Below are 20,138 nucleotides of genomic sequence, written 5' to 3' on the forward strand. Positions count from 1 at the left end.
CGTGGCACGACGCAACCGGGACCGCCGCGAACGGCGGCCCCAGCGGCCCAAGACCGTCCTGCACGCCCACGGCGAGGCGGGCCGGGCCGGGTCGTTCCGCTGCGCGGGCTGCCGGCTGGAGGTGCCCGCGACCGCTCCGGGCACCTCCCACCGCAACCACTGCCCGCACTGCCTGACCAGCCTGCACGTGGACCTGCGGGTCCCGGGCGACCGGGCCGCGGACTGCCGCGGCCCGATGTCCGCGGTGAGCATGGCCAGCCGCGCCGACGGCGAATGGATGCTGGTCCACCGCTGCGCCCGCTGCGGTGAGCTGAGCGTCAACCGGATCGCGGGCGACGACAACGCCCGCGCCCTGGTGCGGCTGGCGGTCCGCCCGCTGGCCGGGGCGCCGTCGGGGTTCGCTTCCGTGGCCCGCGACGCCCTGGTCCGGCTGTGAGCGCGGGTCCCGGACCCGGTCAGCCCCGCAGGGGCTCGAACGGGTCCGGGACCGCGCCGGTCCACCGGTGCAGTCGGGCGACGCCCGTCTCCAGGGTGGTCCCGCCCTCCTCCCGGCGGCCGCGTTCGACCACGTAGAAGCGGCCGTCGCCGAGGGAGGCCAGTCCGTACGGCCCCCCGCTCACCGGCCAGCCGGACACCCCGGAGGGCTCGTGGACCTCGCCTCCCCGGCTCAGGTGCAGCAGCCACCCCCGCTCGTCCCGGGCCTGGCCCCGGATCGGGCCGTGCACGGGGCGGCGGGACCCGTCGACGACGTACAGCGAATGGTTGGGGAAGTCCGGCTTCACCCCGTTGTAGACCGCCATGTACCAGTCGCCGGTGGCCGCGTCGTACTCCAGGTTCTGCACCCCGTAGGTGGTGTTGCCGGTGTACACGAAGTACTTGCCCTCGGGGCGGCGGGGGCCGCTGGTGTGCGGGTCGTCCTGGTCCAGGGGGCGGTCCAGGCCGCGCCAGCGGGACACGTCGTACTGGAGCAGCACCTGGTGGTCGTTGTCCCCGCGGTCGGCGTTGGAGTACACGCCGTAGGCGACGGTCAGCATCGTCCGCCCGCCGGGGCGGCCGAACTCGGGGCCGAAGGAGACGCCGTCGATGCCGCTGCACCCGTACCGGTGGTCGGCGGTGTCGGCGACGTTGCCGTCGAAGACGCCGTCGCCGTCCATGTCGGCGGTGTAGTCGGCGGCGACCTCCTCCAGGTGGACGGTGGTGAGCACGCCGTCGTCCTCCGCGTCCATGCCCACCCGGGTGATGCGCTCGGGGTCGAAGACGGCGATGTAGAACGCCTCCGCCGCCTTGTACTCCAGGGAGCCGTAGACCCGGCCGTCGCGTTCGTCGACGTCGAGGTCGCCCAGGTGCCCGGTGAGCCCGGTGACGGTGCCGACGACCGTGCCGGACAGGTCGGTCTTGACGAGGGTGTCGGTGAAGGAGAAGTACATGTGCCCGCGTTCGGGGTCCAGGCCGATGCCCTGGACGTGCCCGGAGTCCCAGGCTCCGCCGTCCACCGAAGCCGGGAGTTCCGCGGCGGCGGCCGCGGCGGCGGTGGCGGTGTCGGCCGGGGGTCCCGCGGGAGCGGGTTCGGCGGCGGCCGGGGCGGTGGCGGCCAGTGCCGCCAGTGCCGCTCCCAGGGCCACCGCCCGGTGGGTCGGGGTCTTCCACGTTCCGGTCGCGCGCATGGGGGGTCTCCGTCCTCCGCGTCCGTACTCGCAGCAACGGACCGGATGCTAGGAGTGCCCGGTGAACCGGGCGCGGGCGGCCGGGCGTCGGTGTGGGGAACAGCGCGCGAACCCGTACCGGCGCCGGGGACCCCGGTCGTCTAGGGTTGGCGGTGTGAGCGAGCGGATCCCCCCTGAACGGCTGCGGGCCTCCCACAGCGACCGCGAACGGGTGCTGAAGGTACTGCGCGAGGCCGCCGCGGACGGGCGCCTGGACCTCGACGAGTTCCAGGAGCGCTCGGACAGGGCCCAGGAGGCCAGGACCCTGGGCGAGCTGCCGCCGCTCACCGCCGACCTGCTGCCCGCGCAGGAGCAGCCCATCCGCCTGGATCACCAGCCCGCCTTCGGGGTGTTCGGCACGGCCGTCCGCAAGGGGCGGTGGGTCGCCTACCCCGGCGACCTGGCCCTGGCCGTGGCGGGCCGGGTCGAGGTGGACATGCGCGAGGCGCTGCTGCTGCGCGGCCACCACCGGATGACCGTCACCGCGGTGCTGGGCCGGGTGGAGATCCTGGTGCCCGACGGGGTGGAGGTGCGCGTCAACGGCCGCTCCGTGCTGGGGCTGCGGAGCACCACGGCGCGGAGGTCGGACCTGTCCGATCCCCCGGTCCTGGAGATCAACGGGTTCTGCCTGCTGGGCACCGTCCGGATCAGGGCGCCCCGGCGGCCCTTCCTCACCCGGTTGCGGCGGCGCGAACGGCGTCCCGGCATCGGGTCCTGACCTGCCCCGATGTCAACATGATGCGCGTAACACCGCCTTGGCGGGGTGAGGTGGCGGTGTGCCCCCGTGCGTCTGGCAGGCTGGGATTCACAGGTTTTCCCAGGAGAGTGTGGTAGCCAATGAGTGAGTTCCGCATCGAGCACGACTCGATGGGTGAGGTCAAGGTCCCGGCCGACGCCAAGTGGCGTGCCCAGACCCAGCGCGCCGTCGAGAACTTCCCGATCTCGGGGCAGGGGCTGGAGGGCGCCCACATCGCCGCCCTGGGCCAGATCAAGGCCGCCGCCGCCAAGGTCAACGCCGAGCTGGGCGTCATCGGCGACGACCTGGGCAAGGCGATCCGCGAGGCCGCCCTCGAGGTCGCCGACGGCAAGTGGGACTCCGAGTTCCCGATCGACGTGTTCCAGACCGGTTCGGGCACGTCGAGCAACATGAACACCAACGAGGTCATCGCCACCATCGCCAAGGAGCGGACCGGCCTCGACGTCCACCCCAACGACCACGTCAACGCGTCGCAGTCCTCCAACGACGTCTTCCCCTCCTCCATCCACATCGCCGCCACCTCCGCGGTGATCAACGACCTGATCCCGGCGCTGCGCCACCTGGAGGGCGAGCTGACCCGCAAGTCCGTCGAGTTCGCCTCGGTGGTCAAGAGCGGTCGCACGCACCTGATGGACGCCACCCCGGTCACCCTGGGCCAGGAGTTCGCCGGGTACGCCGCCCAGGTCCGCTACGGCGTCGAGCGCCTGGAGGCCTCCCTGCCCCGGGTGGCCGAGCTGCCGCTGGGCGGCACCGCCGTGGGCACCGGCATCAACACGCCGGAGGGCTTCTCCGCCCGGGTGATCGCCGAGATCGCCGCGCACACCGGCCTGCCGCTGACCGAGGCCCGCGACCACTTCGAGGCCCAGGGGGCCCGCGACGGCCTGGTCGAGCTGTCCGGCCAGCTGCGGACCATCGCGGTCGGCTTCGCCAAGATCGCCAACGACGTCCGCTGGATGGGCTCGGGCCCGACCACCGGCCTGGGCGAGCTGTTCCTGCCCGACCTCCAGCCGGGCTCCTCGATCATGCCGGGCAAGGTCAACCCGGTGCTGTGCGAGGCCGTGCTCCAGGTGTCCTCGCAGGTCGTCGGCAACGACGCCGCGGTGGCCTTCGGCGGCGCCAGCGGCAACTTCGAGCTCAACGTGCAGCTGCCGCTGATCGCCCGCAACGTGCTGGAGTCGATCCGCCTGCTCGCCAACGTCTCGCGGGTGTTCGCCGACCGCTGCGTCGCCGGGATCGCCGCCAACGAGGAGCAGTGCCGCACCTACGCGGAGTCCTCCCCGTCGATCGTCACGCCGCTCAACCGCTACATCGGCTACGAGGAGGCCGCCAAGGTCGCCAAGCAGTCGCTGAAGGAGAAGAAGACCATCCGCCAGGTGGTCCTGGAGCGCGGCTACATCGCGGACGGCAAGCTCACCGAGGAGCAGCTCGACGCCGCCCTCGACGTCCTGAAGATGACCAACTCGCAGTAGCGCCGCCGGGGTCCCGGGGCCGGGGGTCCCCGCCCTCCGGGACGCCGGACACGACGGCACCGGTCACCCGAGGTGACCGCGGGGCACCCCGCCGGGCGGGGTGCCCCGTCATGTGTCCGCGCCCTCCCCGGGGAGGGCGCGGGAAGGTGACACTTCCGTTCCGATGCCCACTGTTCAGGAACCTTCCCCATTCGGGAGGCGTCGGACATTCTTGACAGAGCACCCGTGAGCACGAGCCCGCGTCCGAGAGGGCAGTACATGTCGAGTAACAGCGACAGTGAGCGCATCGTCGCGAACCGTTACATCCTGCGCCGAGAACTCGGCCGGGGTGGCATGGGAGTGGTCTGGGAGGCGTTCGACCCCTCCCTGGACCGGACGGTCGCGATCAAACAGGTGCTCCTGCCCGATCACTTCACCGACGAGGAGCGCGCCGACGCCCACGCCCGGGTGCGCCGGGAGGCCCGGTCGGCGGCCCGGATCTCGCACCCCTCCGTGATCACCATCCACGACGTGTTCGACTTCGAGGGCGACCCGTGGGTCGTGATGGAGCTCGTCGAGGGCGGCTCCCTCCAGGACATGCTCGAACAGCGCGGCGCCCTGGACGTGGAGACCACCGCGACCATCGCCGAGGCCCTGCTCAAGGCGGTCCAGGCGGCCGACGCCGCCGGGGTCCTGCACCGGGACATCAAGCCCGGCAACATCATGATGTCCGCCGACGGCCGGGTCATCCTCACCGACTTCGGCATCGCCACGATGGAGGGCGGGCCGAGCATCACCCGCACCGGGGCGCTGATCGGGTCCCCCGAGTACATGCCGCCCGAGCGGTTGGAGGGCGGCCCCGCCGAGCACCGGGGCGACCTGTGGAGCATCGGCGTGACGCTGTTCGCCACGGTGGAGGGGCTCTCGCCCTTCCGCCGCGACTCCATCACCGCGGCCATCGCCGCGGTGCTGGGCTCCCCGCTGCCCCCCATGCGCAGGGCGGGCCGGCTCACCCCGGTGATCGCCGGCCTGCTGGAGCGCGACCCCGACCGGCGGCTGACCGTGGACGGTGCGCTGGCCCTGCTCGACGAACGCGGCGGGGCGGACGCCGCCGCGGCGTACGCCGGCGGCCACTTCCCGGGTCCCGGCCCGGCCTCCGACAGCGGTCCGGTGGCGGCGGCGAGCGGCGGGTACCCGAGCGGTCCCGTCCCCGGCCCGGGGAGCGGGTACCCCAGCGGTCCGATCCCCGGCGGCCCGGTCGGCGGCCACCCCAGCGGCCCCGTCACGGGACCGACCGGCGGCCACCCGGCCGGCCCCGGCCCGGGGGCGACCAGCGGCCCCCTGAGCGGACCGCACCCGGGCATGGGCGGCCCGAGCGGCCCGCACACCCCGCCGCGCCCGTTCCCGCCCCACGGCCCGACGACCCCGGGCACCCCCTTCGGCCCCTCGCGGCCGCAGCCGTCCTTCGCCTCGCACAGCGGCGGCCACGGCCCGGGCCACGGCGGCCCCACCGGCGGGCAGGGCACCCTGGCGCCGCCCCGGCCCCCGGCGCGGTCCTCCGGCGGTGTGAACAAGCTGCTCATCGGCCTGGGCTGCGGCGTCCTCGCGCTGGTGCTCATCGCGGTGGTCGCGGTGGGCGGCATGCTGTTGTCGAACGGCGGCGGGGAGGACCCCGCCCCGCAGGCCGACCCGTCGGAGAGCGCGCTCCCCGGCGAGCAGAGCGCCCCCGTGGAGCCCACCCCCTCGAACGTGCCCGACGACGCCGGGGACGACCAGGACGGCCCGCCGTCCTACGAGGAGATGGAGACCTTCGAGTCCCAGTGGTTCGACGTGGACTACCCCGAGACCTGGTCGGTGGACGACAGCAGGATCGACGAGAGCCTCGTCGTGTTCGTCGCCCCCGGGTCCGACCACCAGGTGTGGGTCGCCGGGTGGACCGAGGAGGAGTTCACCGGGACCAGCGCCGAGTACCTGGAGGAGACCAAGGGCGGCACCGACGTCGAGGGCGATGTGACCACCGACTACCTCCAGCTCAACCTGCACGAGTTCGGGGAAGACGAGTACGAGGACGGCTGGGACGTCGCGCTGGTCCGGTCCAACCTCACCAATGACACGTGGCCGAGCCCGGCCCGCCGCTTCTGGGCCTACGCGGTCAGCATGGACCACCAGGGCGAGCGGGTGTTCTACATGGTCACGGTCAACGTGCCGCGCGGCGACTCGGGCTACTACGAGGAGCTGCCCGGCGAGGTGATGGACTCGTTCGAGCCGCACCTGTGACCGGTGCCGGACACCGCGACGGCCCCCGGCGATCGCCGGGGGCCGTCGTGCGCGTCGGGATCAGTACCAGCCGACGGACTGGGAGTGGGCCCAGGCACCGCAGGGGGTGCCGTAGCGGCCCTTGATGTAGTCGATGCCCCAGGCGATCTGGGTGGCGGGGTTGGTCTGCCAGTCCGAGCCGTGGGACGCCATCTTGCTGCCGGGAAGCGCCTGCGGGATGCCGTAGGCGCCCGAGCTGGGGTTCTCGGCCAGGTGGTTCCAGTTGCTCTCCTTCTGCCAGAGCGGCTGGAGGCAGTCGGTGAACTCGCTCTCGGGCCAGCCCTCGGCGAGGACCATGTCCAGGGCCAGGCCCTGGGCGTCGCCCGTGAAGACGGGGGTCTCGGGCTCCTCGGGCTCCTCCTCGATGTCCTGGGCCTCGGAGGCGGTGGTCTGGGTCCGGGCCCCGACGGCGGCGTCGCGCTCGGCGCGGGCCTCGTCGCGGGCGGCCTGGAGTTCTTCCTCGGTCGGCTGCTCGGAGGACGAGAAGAAGTCGTCCTCGACGGCCTCCTCGGCGGGGGCCTCCTCGTCCGGGAGGGCGGCGCTGGCCGCCACCTCCGGGTCGACGCCCTCGTCCGCGAACGCGGAGACGGCGAACGTCGCGCCCGCGACGAGGGTGGCCGCACCGATGGCCGCCGTACTGCGCAGCGACATGCGGTTGAGTAACACGGTTACCTTTCCCAAGAGGGGGTCATGGGGCGGGAAAGCCCTATTAATACCAGTTGTTCGCCTGGGAGTGGGCCCACGCACCGCACGGGGTGCCGTAGCGGCCCTTGATGTAGTCGATGCCCCAGGCGATCTGGGTGGCGGGGTTGGTCCGCCAGTCCGAGCCGTGGGACGCCATCTTGTCGCCGGGGAGCGACTGGGGGATCCCGTAGGCGCCCGAGCTGGGGTTCTCGGCCAGGTGGTTCCAGCCGCTCTCCTTCTGCCACAGCGGTTCGAGGCAGTCGGTGAACTCGCTCTCGGACCAGCCCTCGGCGAGGACCATCTCCAGGGCGATCTCCTTGGCCGACCCGGCGGGGACCGGGGTGCCGGAGCCGCCGGAGGATCCGCTGTCCCGCGGCTCGGGGTCGGGCTCGGGTTCGGGCTCCTCGAGGATGTCGGAGGCCTGCGCGTCGCCGCTGAGGACCGCGTCGCGCCCGGCCTGCTCGGCGGACTCGCGGGCCTGTTCGAGGTCCTCCTGCCGGCGCTGCGGGTCTGCGGCGGCCGGGGTCTGGAAGAAGTCGTCGTCCTCCTGGGCGGTCGGGACCGGGGAGGGCTCCGGCGGCAGGGCCGCCGAGGCCGCGTCACGGGGGTCGGGGGTCCCGGAGTCGGCGAAGGCCGCGACACCGAAGGTGCCCGCGGCGACCAGGACCGCGGCGCCTGCGGCGCCCGCGTAACGCAACTGAATCCGTGGGAGTGGCAAGATCGCCCTTTCGCGTAGACGGCCGCACGCGCCTACGGGACGCCCGGCCGGGCCGGGGCCGCGCGCGTGCGGTGGATCTCCGCCGTCGGCCTCGGGGCCGGGAGAGAAGGGGGGCGGGCGCGATCGCGCTCCGCCCGCACGGCGGGTCCGCACGGTGGGGGTGCTCTGTGCAGCGGATTCAGCCTGCACCATCATTACGACCACGTAACACCGTAGATACTGTGGCTTGACTCACATCACGTAACGTGTCCGCATTGCCGGGCTCTGACCTGTACTGGGACACGGAGAGTCAAGGGGTGACCAAGGGGACTCCAAGGAGTGGGCGTTCCCACTCCGGCCGCGGCCCCCGGATCCGGGTCCGGACTGAGTACGCGTACGGATGTGCCCGGCCCGGTCCCGGGGACAGGATGGCCAACATGGACGTCAACGCATCCCCGCCGCCCGCAGCAGGGCCGTCCCTGCGCTGCCCGGACTGCCGCTCCCCGCTGGCGGCCGGGTCCGCGGCCTGCGCCCGGTGCGGACTGCTGCTCACCGGCCCGCTCGCCCAGCGCCTGTGGGAGGTCGACACCGAGATCGGCCGGGCCGACGAGCACCTGAGACGCCTGCGCAGCGAACGCTCGGGGCTGCTGCACGCGCTGCGCGCGGCCTCCCGCCGGGCGGCCGCCGTCCCCCCGGCCGCCGGTCCCGTACCGCCCGCGGCCCATCCGGCGGCCGTCCCCGCCGCCGCACCGCACGCCGCCGTGCCGCCCCGGCCGGACGGCGAGATGCGCCGCCGCTCCGCCCAGAACGTCATCCTCGGCCTGGGCGGCCTGCTCGTCGGCATCTCGGCCCTGGTGTTCGCGATCTGGACGTGGAGCGACATGGGCACCGGCACCCGGGCCCTGGTGCTCGGGGCGACCACGCTCGCGTTCGCCCTGGTCGCCGTGCCGCTGTACCGCCGGGGCCTCCAGGCCACCGCCGAGACCTTCGGCGTGCTGGCCGCCGTGCTGCTGGGCATCGACGCGCTGGCGCTGTGGCTGCTCATGCCCGAACGCCTGCCCGAGGGCCCCGGCTACTCGGCCGGGGCGCTGGCCGGCATCGCCGCGCTGACGGCCCTCTACCCGCTGCTGGTGCCGCTGCGCGCGCCCCGGATCATCGCGGCACTGGCCGCCCAGCCGGTGCCGCTGCTGCTGCTCTTCGCCCTGCCGCTGGACGACCCCTTCCCCTGGATCCTGCCGGTCCTGGCCGCCACCGGGCTCGCCGACCTGGTCCTGGCCCGCGTGACCGCGCCCCTCGGCGAACACGCGCCGCGCAGGACGCTGACCGTGCTGTCGGTGGTCCTCGCCGTGCTCACCGCCGCCGTCTCCGCGCTGCTGGTCTTCGCCGTCACGGAAGCGGACCCGCCGGGCTGGTGGGGCCCGGCCCTGGCCCTGCTGCTGTCCGGGGCGACCTGGCTGGTCCTGGCGCGCGACCGCGCCAACGGCCGGATCGCCGCCCTCCCCGCCGTCGCCGCCCTGGTCCTGGTGCCGCTCGCCGCCGGTCCGGCGGTCCTGCCGGTGCTGCCCCGTCCGCCGGCCGGCGAACCGTGGAGCCTGCGCTCGGCGGACGTCCCGGCGACCACGGTGCTGGGCGTGGACGGCCCCGGCACCGCCTGGCCGGAGAGCCTGCCCTACCTGGCGGCGATCGCGGTCGGCGCGGCGCTGGCCGCCGGTGTGACGGCGCTGCTGCGCCGCGACCTGCTGCCGACGGTGGCGTTCCTGGCGGCCCCGCCGGTGCTGCTGGCCCCGCCGCTGCTGCTGGGCCTGCCGCACCCGGTCGCGGTCGCCTGGGCGCTGTGCCTGGGCGGGCTCCTGGTCCTGGGCACCGCGGCGATCCCCGCCCGCCCGTACGCCTGGGCGTCCGCCGCGGCCGGGGTGGCGACCCTGGTCACCGCCCTGCTGTGGTCCGCAGGGCTGTTCTGGACCTTCATGGCCGCGCTGCCGTGCGTGGGCCTGGTCGCCCTGGCCGCGCTGCTGCTCCTGCGCCACCGGTTCCCAGGCTTCGGGGCCCCGGCCGCCCCCGTTCCGCCCGGGACGGCGGTCCCCGTGCCGCCGGGCCGGGTCCTGTACGGCGCCGCCCTGGCCCTGTGGGCGGTGGGCCTGCCTGCCTGGGCCTCGGCGTGGGCCGCGCTGGGCGCCGGTGTGATGCCCGCGCAGGGCAGCTGGTGGACCGCCGCCGCGATCCTGCTCAGCGGGGTGACCGCGCTGCTGCTGGGCCGCACCTCCCCGCGCCCGGCCGTGCCGGGCGCCCCCGACGCCCGCACCGCCTTCACGGTGTTCGGGCTGCTGCTCCTGCCACTGGCCCTGGTGCTGGCGCCCCCGGGCGGCGCCCTGTGGAGCGGGGGCACCTCCCTGGAGGTCTGGAGCGCGCCGCCCGAGGTGATGCTCGAACCCGCGACCGAGGTGCTGGGGACCGCCGTCGCCGTCGGCCCGGGCACCGCGGCCGGGCTGCTGGTCGCCGGGGCGCTGGCCGTGGCCCTGGTCGGGGCCGTCGACCGCCGGTGGCTGCTGCCCGCCGCGGCGCTGGCGGCCCCGCCCGCGCTGGTCCCGCTGCCGGTGATGCTGGGCGCGCCGTTCGCCGTCGCCGTCCTGTGGGCCGCCGCGGTGGGCGCCCTGCTCGCCCTGGGCGCGGCCCTGGTCCGCGACCGCCTGGCGTGGGCGCCGGCGGTCACCGGCCCGCTGACCCTGGCGGCGGCGCTGTACTGGTCGCTGCCCGAACAGCACACGACGCTGCTCGTGGTCCTGCTGTCGGCGGGCGCCGCCCTGGGCTGCGCGCTGCTCTCCCGCCGGGCCGCCGCGCCCCGGCACCCGGCGGAGGCCCGGGCCCTGCCGCCCGTGCCGACCGCCGGGCCGGTGGCCGGCACCGCGGGGGCCGCCCCGGGCATCAGGATCGGCACGGCCTTCGGGGCGGCCCTGGGCACCGGGTTCCCGGCCGCGGCGGCGTGGGCGTTGTGCCTGGCGGGCGCCGCGGGTGCGGAGACCGGGGTTGCGGCCTGGTGGCTGCTCGCGGCGGTCCCCGTCCTGCTCGGGGCGACGGCGCTGGTGCTGGGCGAGGGCACGGACGCGCTCCCGCTCACCGCGGTCGGCCTGCTGCTGGGCGGCGCCGCCCCGCTGGTGGCCGGGACGACGGCGGCCACCGCCCTGGTCCCGGTCTCCTGGAACCACGGGGTGGCGGCGGCCGGAGCGGGCGCCCTGCTCGACCCCGCGTACGTGTTCCTGGGCCTGGGCGACCGGCCCGACCCGCTGGTGGCCCTGGGGGTCGTGGCGGCCGGCGCGGCCGCGGTCGGCGCCGCCTCCCTGGCCGCCCGCCGGTGGACCGGGCACACGGCCGCGCTGGCCGTCCCGCCCGCGCTGGTACCGGTGGCGGTGCTCGTCGGCGCGCCCTTCGCGGTGGCGCTGGCGGTGTCGGTCGCGGTCGGCGCGGGGCTGGCCCTGTGGTCGGCGCTGTCCCGGGACCGGTCCTTCTCCTGGCTGCCGGGGCTCACCGGCCTGCTGGTCCTGGCCCAGGCGCTGGGCTGGGCGCTGGCCGAACGGTACGCGACCATCGCCGTCCTGCTGGCCGTCGCGGCGCTGGGCTCGGCGGTGGCCGCGCCGGCCCGCACCGTCCCGCCCGCGGTGGCGGCGACGGCGGCGGCCACCGCGGCCACCGGCGGGTTCGCCTTCACGCTCGCCCTGGCCCTGGGCGCCCCGGCGGAGTACGCGGCGCTGGCACCCATCGCCCTGGTGGCGGGGGTGGCCGCCGCCGCGCCGCGGATGCGCTCTCCGCTGGTGGAGGCCGCCGAGGTCCCGGCCGCGCTGTGGGCGGCGGTGTCCGTGGCGGTCGCCGCGGTCCACGGCGCGCACGGCGGGATCACCGCCCTGGCGCTGGCGGTCGTCGGCGTGATCGCCTTGGCCACGGCGGTCCGGCCGGAGCGCCGGTGGGCCGCGGCGGTCGGCGCGCTGCTCATGCTCGCCGCCCTGTGGACCGCGCTGGCCGCGTGGGACGTGACCGTCCCCGAGGCCTACACCGTGCTCCCTGCCCTGGCCGCCCTGGTCGTCGGCTGGGAGTGGACCCGCAAGGCGGAGCGGACCCCGTCGAGCTGGGCGTCCCTGTCCGGCGGCCTGTGCCTGCTGCTCCTGCCCGGCCTGGGCATGGTGCTGGCCGGCGAGGACACGCTGTGGCGGGTGCCCGCGCTGCTGGCCGCCGCACTGGCCGTGGTCCTGTGGGGCCTGCGCCGACGCAGCCAGGCGGCGCTGGTCATCGGCGGCCTGACCCTGCTGGGCACGGCGCTGCGGGCGTTCGGCCCGCCGCTGTGGGACCTGACCCGGCTGCTGCCCAACTGGGTGCCGTTCGCGGTGATCGGCGCGCTGCTGCTGCTGATCGGCGCCCGCTACGAGGCGAGCCTGGAGCGGGTGCGCAGGCTCGGGCACTTCATCGGGGGCATGCGCTGACCGGCGGGCCGCTCCGACCGGGCCCCGGCTGACGCGGGCGGCCCGCTCCCGGCCGGGAGCGGGCCGCCGCCGTGCCCTGCGTCAGTTCTCCAGCATCTCCGTGACCAGGGCGGCGATCGGGGACCGCTCCGACCGGGTCAGCGTGATGTGCGCGAACAGCGGGTGCCCCTTGAGCTTCTCGATCACCGCGACGACACCGTCGTGGCGGCCGACCCGCAGGTTGTCGCGCTGGGCGATGTCGTGGGTGAGGACCACCCGCGAGTTCTCCCCCAGCCGCGACAGCACGGTGAGCAGGACCCCCCGCTCCAGCGACTGCGCCTCGTCCACGATGACGAACGCGTCGTGCAGCGACCGGCCGCGGATGTGGGTGAGCGGCAGGACCTCCAGCATCCCCCGGTCCACGACCTCCTCGATGACGTCCTCGCTGGTGACCGCGGACAGGGTGTCGTGCACCGCCTGCCCCCACGGGGTCATCTTGTCGTTCTCGGTGCCCGGCAGGTAGCCCAGCTCCTGGCCGCCGACCGCGTACAGCGGGCGGAACACCATCACCTTGCGGTGCTGGCGGCGTTCCAGGACCGCCTCCAGGCCGGCGCACAGCGCCAGCGCCGACTTGCCCGTGCCGGCCCGGCCGCCCAGGGAGACGATGCCCACCTCGGGGTCGGTGAGCAGGTCCAAGGCGACGCGCTGCTCGGCGCTGCGGCCGTGCAGGCCGAACACGTCGCGGTCGCCGCGCACCAGGCGCACCGACTTGTCCGGGCGGACCCGCCCCAGCGCCTTGCCGCGTTCGGAGACCAGCACCAGGCCGGTGTGGCAGGGGAGCTCGCGGGCCGCCTCGATGTCGGTGGCGCCGTGCTCGAACAGCTCCGACACCTGGTGGGCGGCCACGTCCAGCTCGGCCATGCCCGTCCACCCGTGCTCGATCGCCAGCTCGGCCCGGTACTCGTCGGCCGCCAGGCCGATCGAGGAGGCCTTGATGCGCATCGGCAGGTCCTTGCTCACCAGCACGACCTCGCCGCCCTCCTCCTGGAGGTTGCGGGCGACGGTCAGGATCCGGGTGTCGTTGTCGCCCAGCCGGAAACCGGCCGGGAGGATCTCCGGATCGCTGTGGTTGAGCTCGACGCGCACGCTGCCGCCGTCGTCGTTCACGGGGACCGGGACGTCCAGGCGACCGTTGGCGACCCGCAGGTCGTCCAGGAAGCGCAGCGCGTTGCGGGCGAAGTACCCGAGCTCCGGGTGGTGCCGCTTGCTCTCCAGCTCGGTGATCACCACCACGGGGATGACCACCTCGTGCTCGGCGAACCGGGTCAGGGCCAGCGGGTCGGCGAGCAGGACGCTGGTGTCGAGCACGTAGACGCGCCGTTCCGCGCCCGTCTCCGCAGAGGGGGCGATGGGGGACTGGGTGTCACGGCGATCGGTCGAGGAACTAGCCACTCGTTCTCCCCTTGGGCGCCGCGGGGGCGCCCCGCTGTCACGGGATCATGGAGGACCGGGACCAGGCCCCACAGGGCCGGGTCCGGCCCTCCTCGTTGACGTTCCGCGGTGGCGGAGGGGATCAATGAGCCGGGGCCTCCCGAACGGGTGGACGAACGCCACCCGCTTCTTCCGAAGCTACGCGTCCGCGAACCCGTTTTCCAGTCCGTTTCCGCCCCGCGGGGTGAACACCGTGTTAAGGGGCGATGCCGTGACGGGAGCCGGGGGTCAGGAACCGTAGCGCCGGTTGCGCGCGCCGTAGGAGCGCAGAGCGCGCAGGAAGTCCACCCTGCGGAAAGCCGGCCAGAAGACCTCGCAGAAGTAGAACTCCGAGTGCACGCTCTGCCACAGCATGAACCCGGACAGGCGCTGCTCCCCGGAGGTACGGATGAGCAGGTCCGGATCGGGCTGGCCGCGCGTGTAGAGATGCCGGGCGATGTCGGCGATGTCCAGGCGCTCGGCGAGCTCCTGGATACCGGTGCCCTTGGCCGCCTCCTCGTGGAGGAGCGACCGAACCGCGTCGGCGATCTCACGTCTACCTCCATACCCGACGGCGACGTTGACAACCAGGCCCGGGTTGCCGGATGTGGCCTCTTCCGCCTCCTTCAGGGCGCGGGCGGTCGACGCGGGGAGCACGTCCAGGGCCCCGACCGGCCGGGTGTTCCACCCCTCCTCGCGCAGCCGGGCGATGGTCTCCTCGATGATCTGCACGAGAGCGCCGAGCTCGGCCTCGTCGCGCGAGAGGTTGTCGGTGGACAGCATCCAGAGGGTGACGACCTGGACGCCGATCTCGTCGCACCACCGGAGCAGCTCGAAGATCTTGTCCGCTCCGGCCCGGTGGCCCTCCGCCGCCTCCGCCAGACCGCTGTTCTTCGCCCACCGGCGATTGCCGTCCATGGCGACACCGACATGGCGGGGAATCTGCCGGCCCTGCAATTGGCGTTCCAGGCGCCGCTCGTAGAGCCAGTACAAGGGGTCGCGAAGCCCCATGGGCGAAAACCTCTCAGAGCTGGATCAGGGACAGCACCCTCCTGTGCCAGGAGGTGCCGACGGGGATACCGTCCAGGGTAGTTCGCCGCGAGAGGTCACGTTACGGCCAGGGACTTGCGCACGTGCTTGCGCCCCTGGTGGATGCGGGACTTCACGGTGCCCAGGGCGAGGTTCAGCTCCGAGGCGATCTCGTTGTAGTCCATCTGGCACAGGTCGCGCAGGACCAGGGGGGCCACCAGGTTCGGACGGTCCTTCTCCAGCTGGTCGAGGGCCTCCAGCAGGTCGATCCGGGAACCGGCGATCACGCTGGTGGTGCGCGGGTCGCGCTGGTGGGGCATGCGCTCGGCCTCGGTCGGGAACTCGGCGGCGCGGCGCTTCATGGAGCGGTAGGTCTGGCGGGCGGAGTTGGACACGACGGTGTACAGCCACGTCGTGAACAGGGAGTCGCCCTTGAAGCTGTCGATCTTGCGGGCCACCCGGAGCAGGGCGTCCTGGCAGGCCTCCTCGGCGTCCTGCCGGTAGGGCAGGAAGCGCGCGCACCGGCGCAGCACCTCGGGCTGGATCCGCCGGAGCAGTTCGTCCAGGGCGACGGCGTCGCCGTCCCTGGACCTGCGGGCGAGCTCCTCCAGCTCCTCGTCGACGTTGCTCGCCACCCGTCGACGGGGCGCCGGGGTCACCTCGTGCTCGTTGTTGTCACTACTGCGCATGGCTGGTCTCTCCCTGACTGACGGCAGACGTCCGGCCGTCCGCTGTTCGGCGCTGTGCGTCCACGATTCGAGGGTCACACGTCAATAGGACGTCTACGGGCCCCCATCGGCTCCGCCTCGTTCCATCCTCCCGGTTCTCCGTCACCCGGAGTCCCACGGACAACGAAAGTTCACATTTCACACTGCCATTCCGCGGGCGCGGGGGTGCCCGTGGGGGTTTCCACCAGTTTCCCTCCCCCGGCGGGATCCGCGCCACCCGGAGAGGGGATCATATCCGCAAGAGTCAACGCGAAGGTGTAGATGGTGTATTAGTGGGCAACGACCGCGTATTCACCCCTGACAGACCGAGGCGGAAATGAGCCAACCCGAGGCCTTCGGCCGTTACCGCGTCATCAGACGCCTGGGGTCGGGCTCCTTCGCCACGGTCTGGCTGGCCCAGGACGACCTGCTGAACTACCCGGTGGCCATCAAGGTACTCGCCGAGAACTGGGCGCACCAGATGGACATCCAGCACAGGTTCCTGGAGGAGGCGCGCATCCTGCGCCAGACCGACTCCACGTGGCTGGTCGCGGTCCACGACGTGGACGTCCTCCCCGACGGCCGCCCGTACATGGTCATGACCTACGCCGACCAGGGCAGCGTCGCGGACCTCATCCGCCGCGGGCCGCTGCCGCTGGACGAGGCGCTGAGGCTGCTGACCGAGATCGGCCAGGGCATCACCGTGCTGCACAACCACGGCACCATCCACCGGGACATCAAGCCGTCCAACGTGCTGCTCCAGTCCTCCCCGGTGGGCCAGCGGGTGCTCGTCGCCGACCTGGGCTTCGCCAAGGCCATCGACGAGGCGTCGGGGTTCACCGCCGCGGCCGGGACCCCCGGGTACATGTCGCCGGAGCAGAGCATCCCCGGCGGCGACCTGGACGTGCGCTCGGACGTGTACTCGCTGGGCGCCGTCGCCTACGAGCTGATCACCGGGAAGCCGCCCTCCCGCCCGCCGGTGCGCGTCCCGCCCGGCCGCATCCGGCCGGGGCTGCCGCGGGAGCTGGACGAGCTCATCCTGTCGGCGCTCTCCGTCGACCGGGAGAGCCGCCCGGCCGACGCCAAGACCTTCACCGACCGGGTCCGCGCCATCCGTATGGCCCCCGACCTGCCCCGGGCCGACCAGTGGTGGCAGCGGTACCGGATGCCGTGGCGTCGGGCCGCCGCCCTGGTGGCGGCGTCCGTGCTGGGGGCGGGCGTGCTCACCATGTCCGGCGGGGCCCCGGGGCTGTCGCTGACCACGGTGCGCCACGCCGGACAGAACATCCGCATGGGGGTGCCCGCGGTGTGGGCCCGGGAGTTCCACACCGACCTGGAGGCGCAGCCCGCCGCGGCCGACGCCGGGGCCGGGCCCGGCCTGCTGGTGGCCACCGACGCCGACGACTGGCACTCCACCGAGGTCCCGTCCTACGGCGTGTACGCCACCGTGATGCCCGGGGCCCGCGACCTGTCGCGGGTCGCCGACCACGACCCCTGCCCGGGGGACCCCGCCAGCCGCCGGGTCGACACCGGCGACTGGCAGGGCACGGTGTGGGACTGGCCCGAGTGCAACGGCAACGGGGCCTTCACCAGCGCCGCCGTGCACCGGCCCGGGGAGCCCTCCACGGTGTACATGGAGATCCGCCAGCCGGACTACCGGCCCGACCTGGTGAACGAGATCATCGACAACACGGTCCTGGGCTGACGGCCGGCCGCCGCCTCCCGCGCGTGCCCCGCCACCGCGCCCGCCGGCGGGCCCGGGGGCCCGCCCTCACGCCCTGCGGGCGAGGAGGTCGCGGAGGTCGTCCGGCGAGGTGACCGGGAGGCGGCAGACGAACCCCTCGCACACGTACGCCGTGGGCCGCCCGTCCACCCGGACGCGGTCGCGCAGCAGCGGCACTCCCCCGTCGTCGAGGCCGTCGCCGCGCGAGAGCACGGTGCCCAGCGGGGCGTGGGCCAGCGCGGTGCGCACCAGCTCGCCGGTGGCCGGGTCCCCGGGGTCGCCGACGACCGCGATCTCCAGCGGACCGGCCAGCAGCGCCTCGCCGACCGCCAACCCCCACCCGGCGAACCGGGGCGCCTTCTCCGCCAGCAGGCCCACCGGCACCAGCGCCCGCTCGGCGGCCTCCCGGTGGCGGCGCGAGCCGGTGAGCGCCGCGTAGGACAGCAGCGCGCCGGCCGCCGCGGAGCGGCCCGAGGGCACGGCGTTGTCGGTGGGGTCCTGGGGGCGGTTGAACAGCTTCTCGGCGTCGTCCGCCGTGTCGTAGAAACCGCCCTCGTCGTCGACGAAGCGCTCCAGCACCACGTCCAGCAGCTCTCCGGCCGCCCGGGCGTAGCGGGCCTCCCCCGTGACGCCGTGCAGGGCGAGCAGCCCCTCGGCGACGTCGGCGTAGTCCTCCAGGACACCGGGGCTGCTCCCGGCGGCCCCGTCGCGGGAGGTGCGCACCAGCCTCCCCCCGCCCAGGTGCACTGAGAGCAGCAGGTCGGCGGCCTCCCGGGCGGCGTCCACCAGGTCGGGGCGGTCCAGCAGGACCCCCGCCTCGGCCAGGCCCGCGATCGCCAGCCCGTTCCAGGCGGCCACCACCTTGTCGTCGCGCGCCGGCGGCGTGCGCTCCTCCCGGGCGGCCAGCAGGGCGGCGCGGACCCGCTCGTAGCGCCAGGTGTCGACGGGCGTGGACGGCAGGCGCAGCACCGAGGAGCCGTGCTCGAAGGTGCCCTCCTCCGTCACCCCGAACACCTCGGCGGCGAAGGCGGCGTCCTCCTCCCCCAGCACCTCGCGCAGCTGACCGGGGGTCCACACGTAGTAGGTGCCCTCCTCCCCGTCGCTGTCGGCGTCCAGCGCGGAGGCGAACCCGCCCTCGGGGGTGCGCAGGTCGCGCAGCATCCAGTCGGCGGTCTCCCCGGCGACCCGGCGCAGCAGGGCCGCGGACGCCTCCCCGGCCGGGCCGGGCTCGGCGGGGCGGCGGGCCATCCGGGCGTAGGCGCGCAGCAGCAGGGCGTTGTCGTACAGCATCTTCTCGAAGTGCGGCACCACCCACTCCCGGTCCACCGAGTAGCGGGCGAACCCGCCGCCGAGCTGGTCGTAGATGCCGCCGCGGGCCATGGCGTCGGCGGTGCCCAGCGCCATCAGCCACGAGGGGGTGGGCTCGGCCGCGCTCTGGAGGGGCCGGGTGCGCTCGTCGTGCGCGGTCAGGAACGACAGCAGCATCGACGGCGGGAACTTGGGCGCGCCGCCGAACCCGCCCTCCTGGGTGTCGTAGTCGCGCACCAGCGCCCGCACCGCCAGGTCGAGCACGGCGGCGTCCGGCGGGGGCGCGTCGGGCAGGGCCCGGGGGGCGCCCAGGGCCTCGACGACCCGGCGGCCCTGGTCGAGCAGTTCCCCGCGCCTGGTCCGCCAGGCCTGGGAGACGCCCTCCAGGAGGCGCTGGAAGTGGTCGCGCGGGAAGTAGGTGCCGCAGTAGAAGGGCGCGCCGTCGGGGGTGGCGAAGACCGTCATCGGCCAGCCGCCCTGGCCGGTCATGGCCTGGGTGGCCTCCATGTAGACGGCGTCGACGTCGGGGCGCTCCTCGCGGTCCACCTTGACGTTGACGAACAGGGCGTTCATCCGCTCGGCGGTCGCCCGGTCCTCGAAGGACTCGTGTGCCATGACGTGGCACCAGTGGCAGGCCGCGTAGCCCACGGAGATGAGGACGGGCACGTCGCGGCGGCGCGCCTCGGCGAAGGCCTCCTCCCCCCAGGGCCACCATTCGACGGGGTTGTCGGCGTGCTGGAGCAGGTACGGGCTGGTCGCGTCGCGCAGGCGGTTGGACATGTCCCCACTCTGCCATCCCGGGGCCGCCCGCGGCGGGGAGCGGACGGCCGTACCGGGACGGCGGGGTCAGCCCGCCAGGGCGATCTCGGTGCCCAGCCCCCTCTCCCGGGCGGCGTCGAGCAGCAGGCGGCCGACCGCGGCGTCCTCCAGGCCCAGGCCGACGGAGGCGAACACGGTGATCCCGGCCTCGGAGGTCCGGCCGGGGTGCCGCCCGGAGACCACCGCGGCCAGGTCCAGGGCGCAGTCCCCGGCGGTGATCGCACCCTCGGCGATCGCGGTGGCCACGGCCCCGGACTCGTGCAGGGCGACCGGGGACGAGTCCACGACCAGGAGGCCGGCGGCCAGCGCGGCGGCGTCCACCTCGCGGTGGTCGGTGCGCGGCGGCGCCCCGACGACGTTGAGGTGCTGCCCCGGGCGCAGCCAGGCGCCCTCGACCAGCGGTTCCCTGGACGGGGTGACGGTGCAGACGACGTCCGCCCCGGCCACCACCGCGCGCGGCGAGTCCGCGGGGGCGACCTCCAGGCCCGGCACGTGGGCGGCCACCTCCTCGCGCAGGGCCCGCACGGTCTCCTCCCGGCGCGACCACACCAGGACCCGCTCGGGGCGCCGCTCGTCGGCGAGCGCGACCACGTGGGCGGCGGCCAGCGGGCCGGCGCCCACCACACCCAGCACGTACGGGCCCGGGCGGGCCAGGTGCCGGGTGGCCACGCGCGTGGTCGCGGCGGTGCGCAGCCGGGTGGGCACCGCGCCGTCCATCACGGCCAGCGGGCCGCCGGTCTCGGCGTCGGCCAGGACCAGCACGGACTGCTGGGCGGGCAGCCCGCGGGCGCGGTTGCCGGGGATGTCGCTGAGCAGTTTGCCCGCGGCCAGGCCGCTCGCGGGCAGCAGCGCGGTCATCGGCACGAACTGCGGGTCGAGCCCGGCGACGCGCGCGGGCTCCCCGTACGGCTGCGCCGCCCGGCCGCCGGCCAGTTCCGCGAAGGCCGCCTCCACGGCCGCGGCGACCCGGGCGGGCGCGACCAGGCCGGTGAGTTCCGAACGGGTGAGGATGAGCGTCATGGGGGCCTT

Annotated in this window: 14 protein-coding genes; 6 read left to right on the forward strand and 8 right to left on the reverse strand. The window is 74.7% G+C overall.

What is annotated here, in order from left to right:
* Window position 1 precedes the first annotated feature (1 nt).
* Window positions 2-436, forward strand: a complete 435-nt coding sequence (locus tag ACFVNO_RS10435; protein ID WP_220563226.1) for an RNHCP domain-containing protein — start codon at window positions 2-4, stop codon at window positions 434-436.
* 19 nt (window positions 437-455) lie between these two features.
* Here the strand turns inward: ACFVNO_RS10435 and ACFVNO_RS10440 are convergent, their stop codons facing one another.
* The gene (locus ACFVNO_RS10440) at window positions 456-1,664 is read right to left on the reverse strand and encodes a hypothetical protein (RefSeq protein WP_378891336.1); all 1,209 of its coding nucleotides are present in this window, start codon (window positions 1,662-1,664) and stop codon (window positions 456-458) included.
* A 166-nt stretch (window positions 1,665-1,830) separates the two neighbouring features.
* Here ACFVNO_RS10440 and ACFVNO_RS10445 point away from each other — a divergent pair, with 166 nt between their 5' ends.
* The 3 genes from ACFVNO_RS10445 to ACFVNO_RS10455 all read left to right on the forward strand — a co-directional run bounded on the left by ACFVNO_RS10445 (window position 1,831) and on the right by ACFVNO_RS10455 (window position 6,185).
* Window positions 1,831-2,421 carry a DUF1707 domain-containing protein gene (locus ACFVNO_RS10445; RefSeq protein ID WP_378891402.1) on the forward strand — a complete coding sequence of 197 codons (591 nt, stop codon included), beginning with the start codon at window positions 1,831-1,833 and terminating at the stop codon, window positions 2,419-2,421.
* Between the two features lie 119 nt (window positions 2,422-2,540).
* Complete coding sequence (locus ACFVNO_RS10450; RefSeq protein WP_220563228.1) at window positions 2,541-3,929, forward strand: aspartate ammonia-lyase; 1,389 nt, start codon at window positions 2,541-2,543, stop codon at window positions 3,927-3,929.
* 258 nt (window positions 3,930-4,187) lie between these two features.
* Window positions 4,188-6,185, forward strand: a complete 1,998-nt coding sequence (locus ACFVNO_RS10455) for a serine/threonine-protein kinase (protein WP_355258599.1) — start codon at window positions 4,188-4,190, stop codon at window positions 6,183-6,185.
* A 60-nt stretch (window positions 6,186-6,245) separates the two neighbouring features.
* On the opposite strand, the gene ACFVNO_RS10460 is transcribed toward ACFVNO_RS10455, so the two are convergent.
* Both ACFVNO_RS10460 and ACFVNO_RS10465 read right to left on the reverse strand, forming a co-directional pair.
* Window positions 6,246-6,890 (reverse strand): lytic transglycosylase domain-containing protein, encoded by a 645-nt coding sequence (locus ACFVNO_RS10460; protein ID WP_378891340.1) that lies wholly within the window; start codon window positions 6,888-6,890, stop codon window positions 6,246-6,248.
* A 43-nt stretch (window positions 6,891-6,933) separates the two neighbouring features.
* Complete coding sequence (locus ACFVNO_RS10465; protein WP_355258602.1) at window positions 6,934-7,626, reverse strand: lytic transglycosylase domain-containing protein; 693 nt, start codon at window positions 7,624-7,626, stop codon at window positions 6,934-6,936.
* A 416-nt stretch (window positions 7,627-8,042) separates the two neighbouring features.
* On the opposite strand from ACFVNO_RS10465, the gene ACFVNO_RS10470 reads away from it, so the two are divergent.
* Complete coding sequence (locus ACFVNO_RS10470; protein WP_378891344.1) at window positions 8,043-12,074, forward strand: SCO7613 C-terminal domain-containing membrane protein; 4,032 nt, start codon at window positions 8,043-8,045, stop codon at window positions 12,072-12,074.
* A gap of 81 nt (window positions 12,075-12,155) precedes the next feature.
* Here ACFVNO_RS10470 and ACFVNO_RS10475 read toward each other — a convergent pair whose 3' ends face one another.
* The 3 genes from ACFVNO_RS10475 to ACFVNO_RS10485 form a co-directional block, all read right to left on the reverse strand.
* Window positions 12,156-13,505 (reverse strand): PhoH family protein, encoded by a 1,350-nt coding sequence (locus tag ACFVNO_RS10475; RefSeq protein WP_355258608.1) that lies wholly within the window; start codon window positions 13,503-13,505, stop codon window positions 12,156-12,158.
* A 267-nt stretch (window positions 13,506-13,772) separates the two neighbouring features.
* Window positions 13,773-14,534, reverse strand: a complete 762-nt coding sequence (locus ACFVNO_RS10480; protein ID WP_355258611.1) for an isoprenyl transferase — start codon at window positions 14,532-14,534, stop codon at window positions 13,773-13,775.
* Window positions 14,535-14,629: 95 nt separating this feature from the next.
* Complete coding sequence (locus tag ACFVNO_RS10485; protein ID WP_355258614.1) at window positions 14,630-15,241, reverse strand: sigma-70 family RNA polymerase sigma factor; 612 nt, start codon at window positions 15,239-15,241, stop codon at window positions 14,630-14,632.
* Window positions 15,242-15,596: 355 nt separating this feature from the next.
* Between ACFVNO_RS10485 and ACFVNO_RS10490 the strand changes: the two genes are divergently transcribed.
* Window positions 15,597-16,964, forward strand: a complete 1,368-nt coding sequence (locus tag ACFVNO_RS10490) for a serine/threonine-protein kinase (RefSeq protein ID WP_378891349.1) — start codon at window positions 15,597-15,599, stop codon at window positions 16,962-16,964.
* A gap of 66 nt (window positions 16,965-17,030) precedes the next feature.
* Here ACFVNO_RS10490 and ACFVNO_RS10495 read toward each other — a convergent pair whose 3' ends face one another.
* Window positions 17,031-19,070 (reverse strand): thioredoxin domain-containing protein, encoded by a 2,040-nt coding sequence (locus ACFVNO_RS10495; protein ID WP_378891352.1) that lies wholly within the window; start codon window positions 19,068-19,070, stop codon window positions 17,031-17,033.
* 66 nt (window positions 19,071-19,136) lie between these two features.
* Window positions 19,137-20,129 carry an ornithine cyclodeaminase family protein gene (locus ACFVNO_RS10500; protein ID WP_355258623.1) on the reverse strand — a complete coding sequence of 331 codons (993 nt, stop codon included), beginning with the start codon at window positions 20,127-20,129 and terminating at the stop codon, window positions 19,137-19,139.
* Window positions 20,130-20,138: the final 9 nt, after the last annotated feature.

The sequence above is a fragment of the Nocardiopsis sp. NPDC057823 genome (assembly GCF_042797335.1).
Lineage (GTDB): Bacteria > Actinomycetota > Actinomycetes > Streptosporangiales > Streptosporangiaceae > Nocardiopsis > Nocardiopsis changdeensis.

What these genes read in the sequence shown, in the direction of transcription:
- ACFVNO_RS10440 (WP_378891336.1), bottom strand. Translation starts at nt 1,664, where the DNA reads ATGCGCGCGACCGGAACGTGGAAGACCCCGACCCACCGGGCGGTGGCC.
- ACFVNO_RS10450 (WP_220563228.1), top strand. Translation starts at nt 2,541, where the DNA reads ATGAGTGAGTTCCGCATCGAGCACGACTCGATGGGTGAGGTCAAGGTC.
- ACFVNO_RS10455 (WP_355258599.1), top strand. Translation starts at nt 4,188, where the DNA reads ATGTCGAGTAACAGCGACAGTGAGCGCATCGTCGCGAACCGTTACATC.
- ACFVNO_RS10470 (WP_378891344.1), top strand. Translation starts at nt 8,043, where the DNA reads ATGGACGTCAACGCATCCCCGCCGCCCGCAGCAGGGCCGTCCCTGCGC.
- ACFVNO_RS10480 (WP_355258611.1), bottom strand. Translation starts at nt 14,534, where the DNA reads ATGGGGCTTCGCGACCCCTTGTACTGGCTCTACGAGCGGCGCCTGGAA.
- ACFVNO_RS10485 (WP_355258614.1), bottom strand. Translation starts at nt 15,241, where the DNA reads ATGCGCAGTAGTGACAACAACGAGCACGAGGTGACCCCGGCGCCCCGT.
- ACFVNO_RS10490 (WP_378891349.1), top strand. Translation starts at nt 15,597, where the DNA reads ATGAGCCAACCCGAGGCCTTCGGCCGTTACCGCGTCATCAGACGCCTG.
- ACFVNO_RS10495 (WP_378891352.1), bottom strand. Translation starts at nt 19,070, where the DNA reads ATGTCCAACCGCCTGCGCGACGCGACCAGCCCGTACCTGCTCCAGCAC.
- ACFVNO_RS10500 (WP_355258623.1), bottom strand. Translation starts at nt 20,129, where the DNA reads ATGACGCTCATCCTCACCCGTTCGGAACTCACCGGCCTGGTCGCGCCC.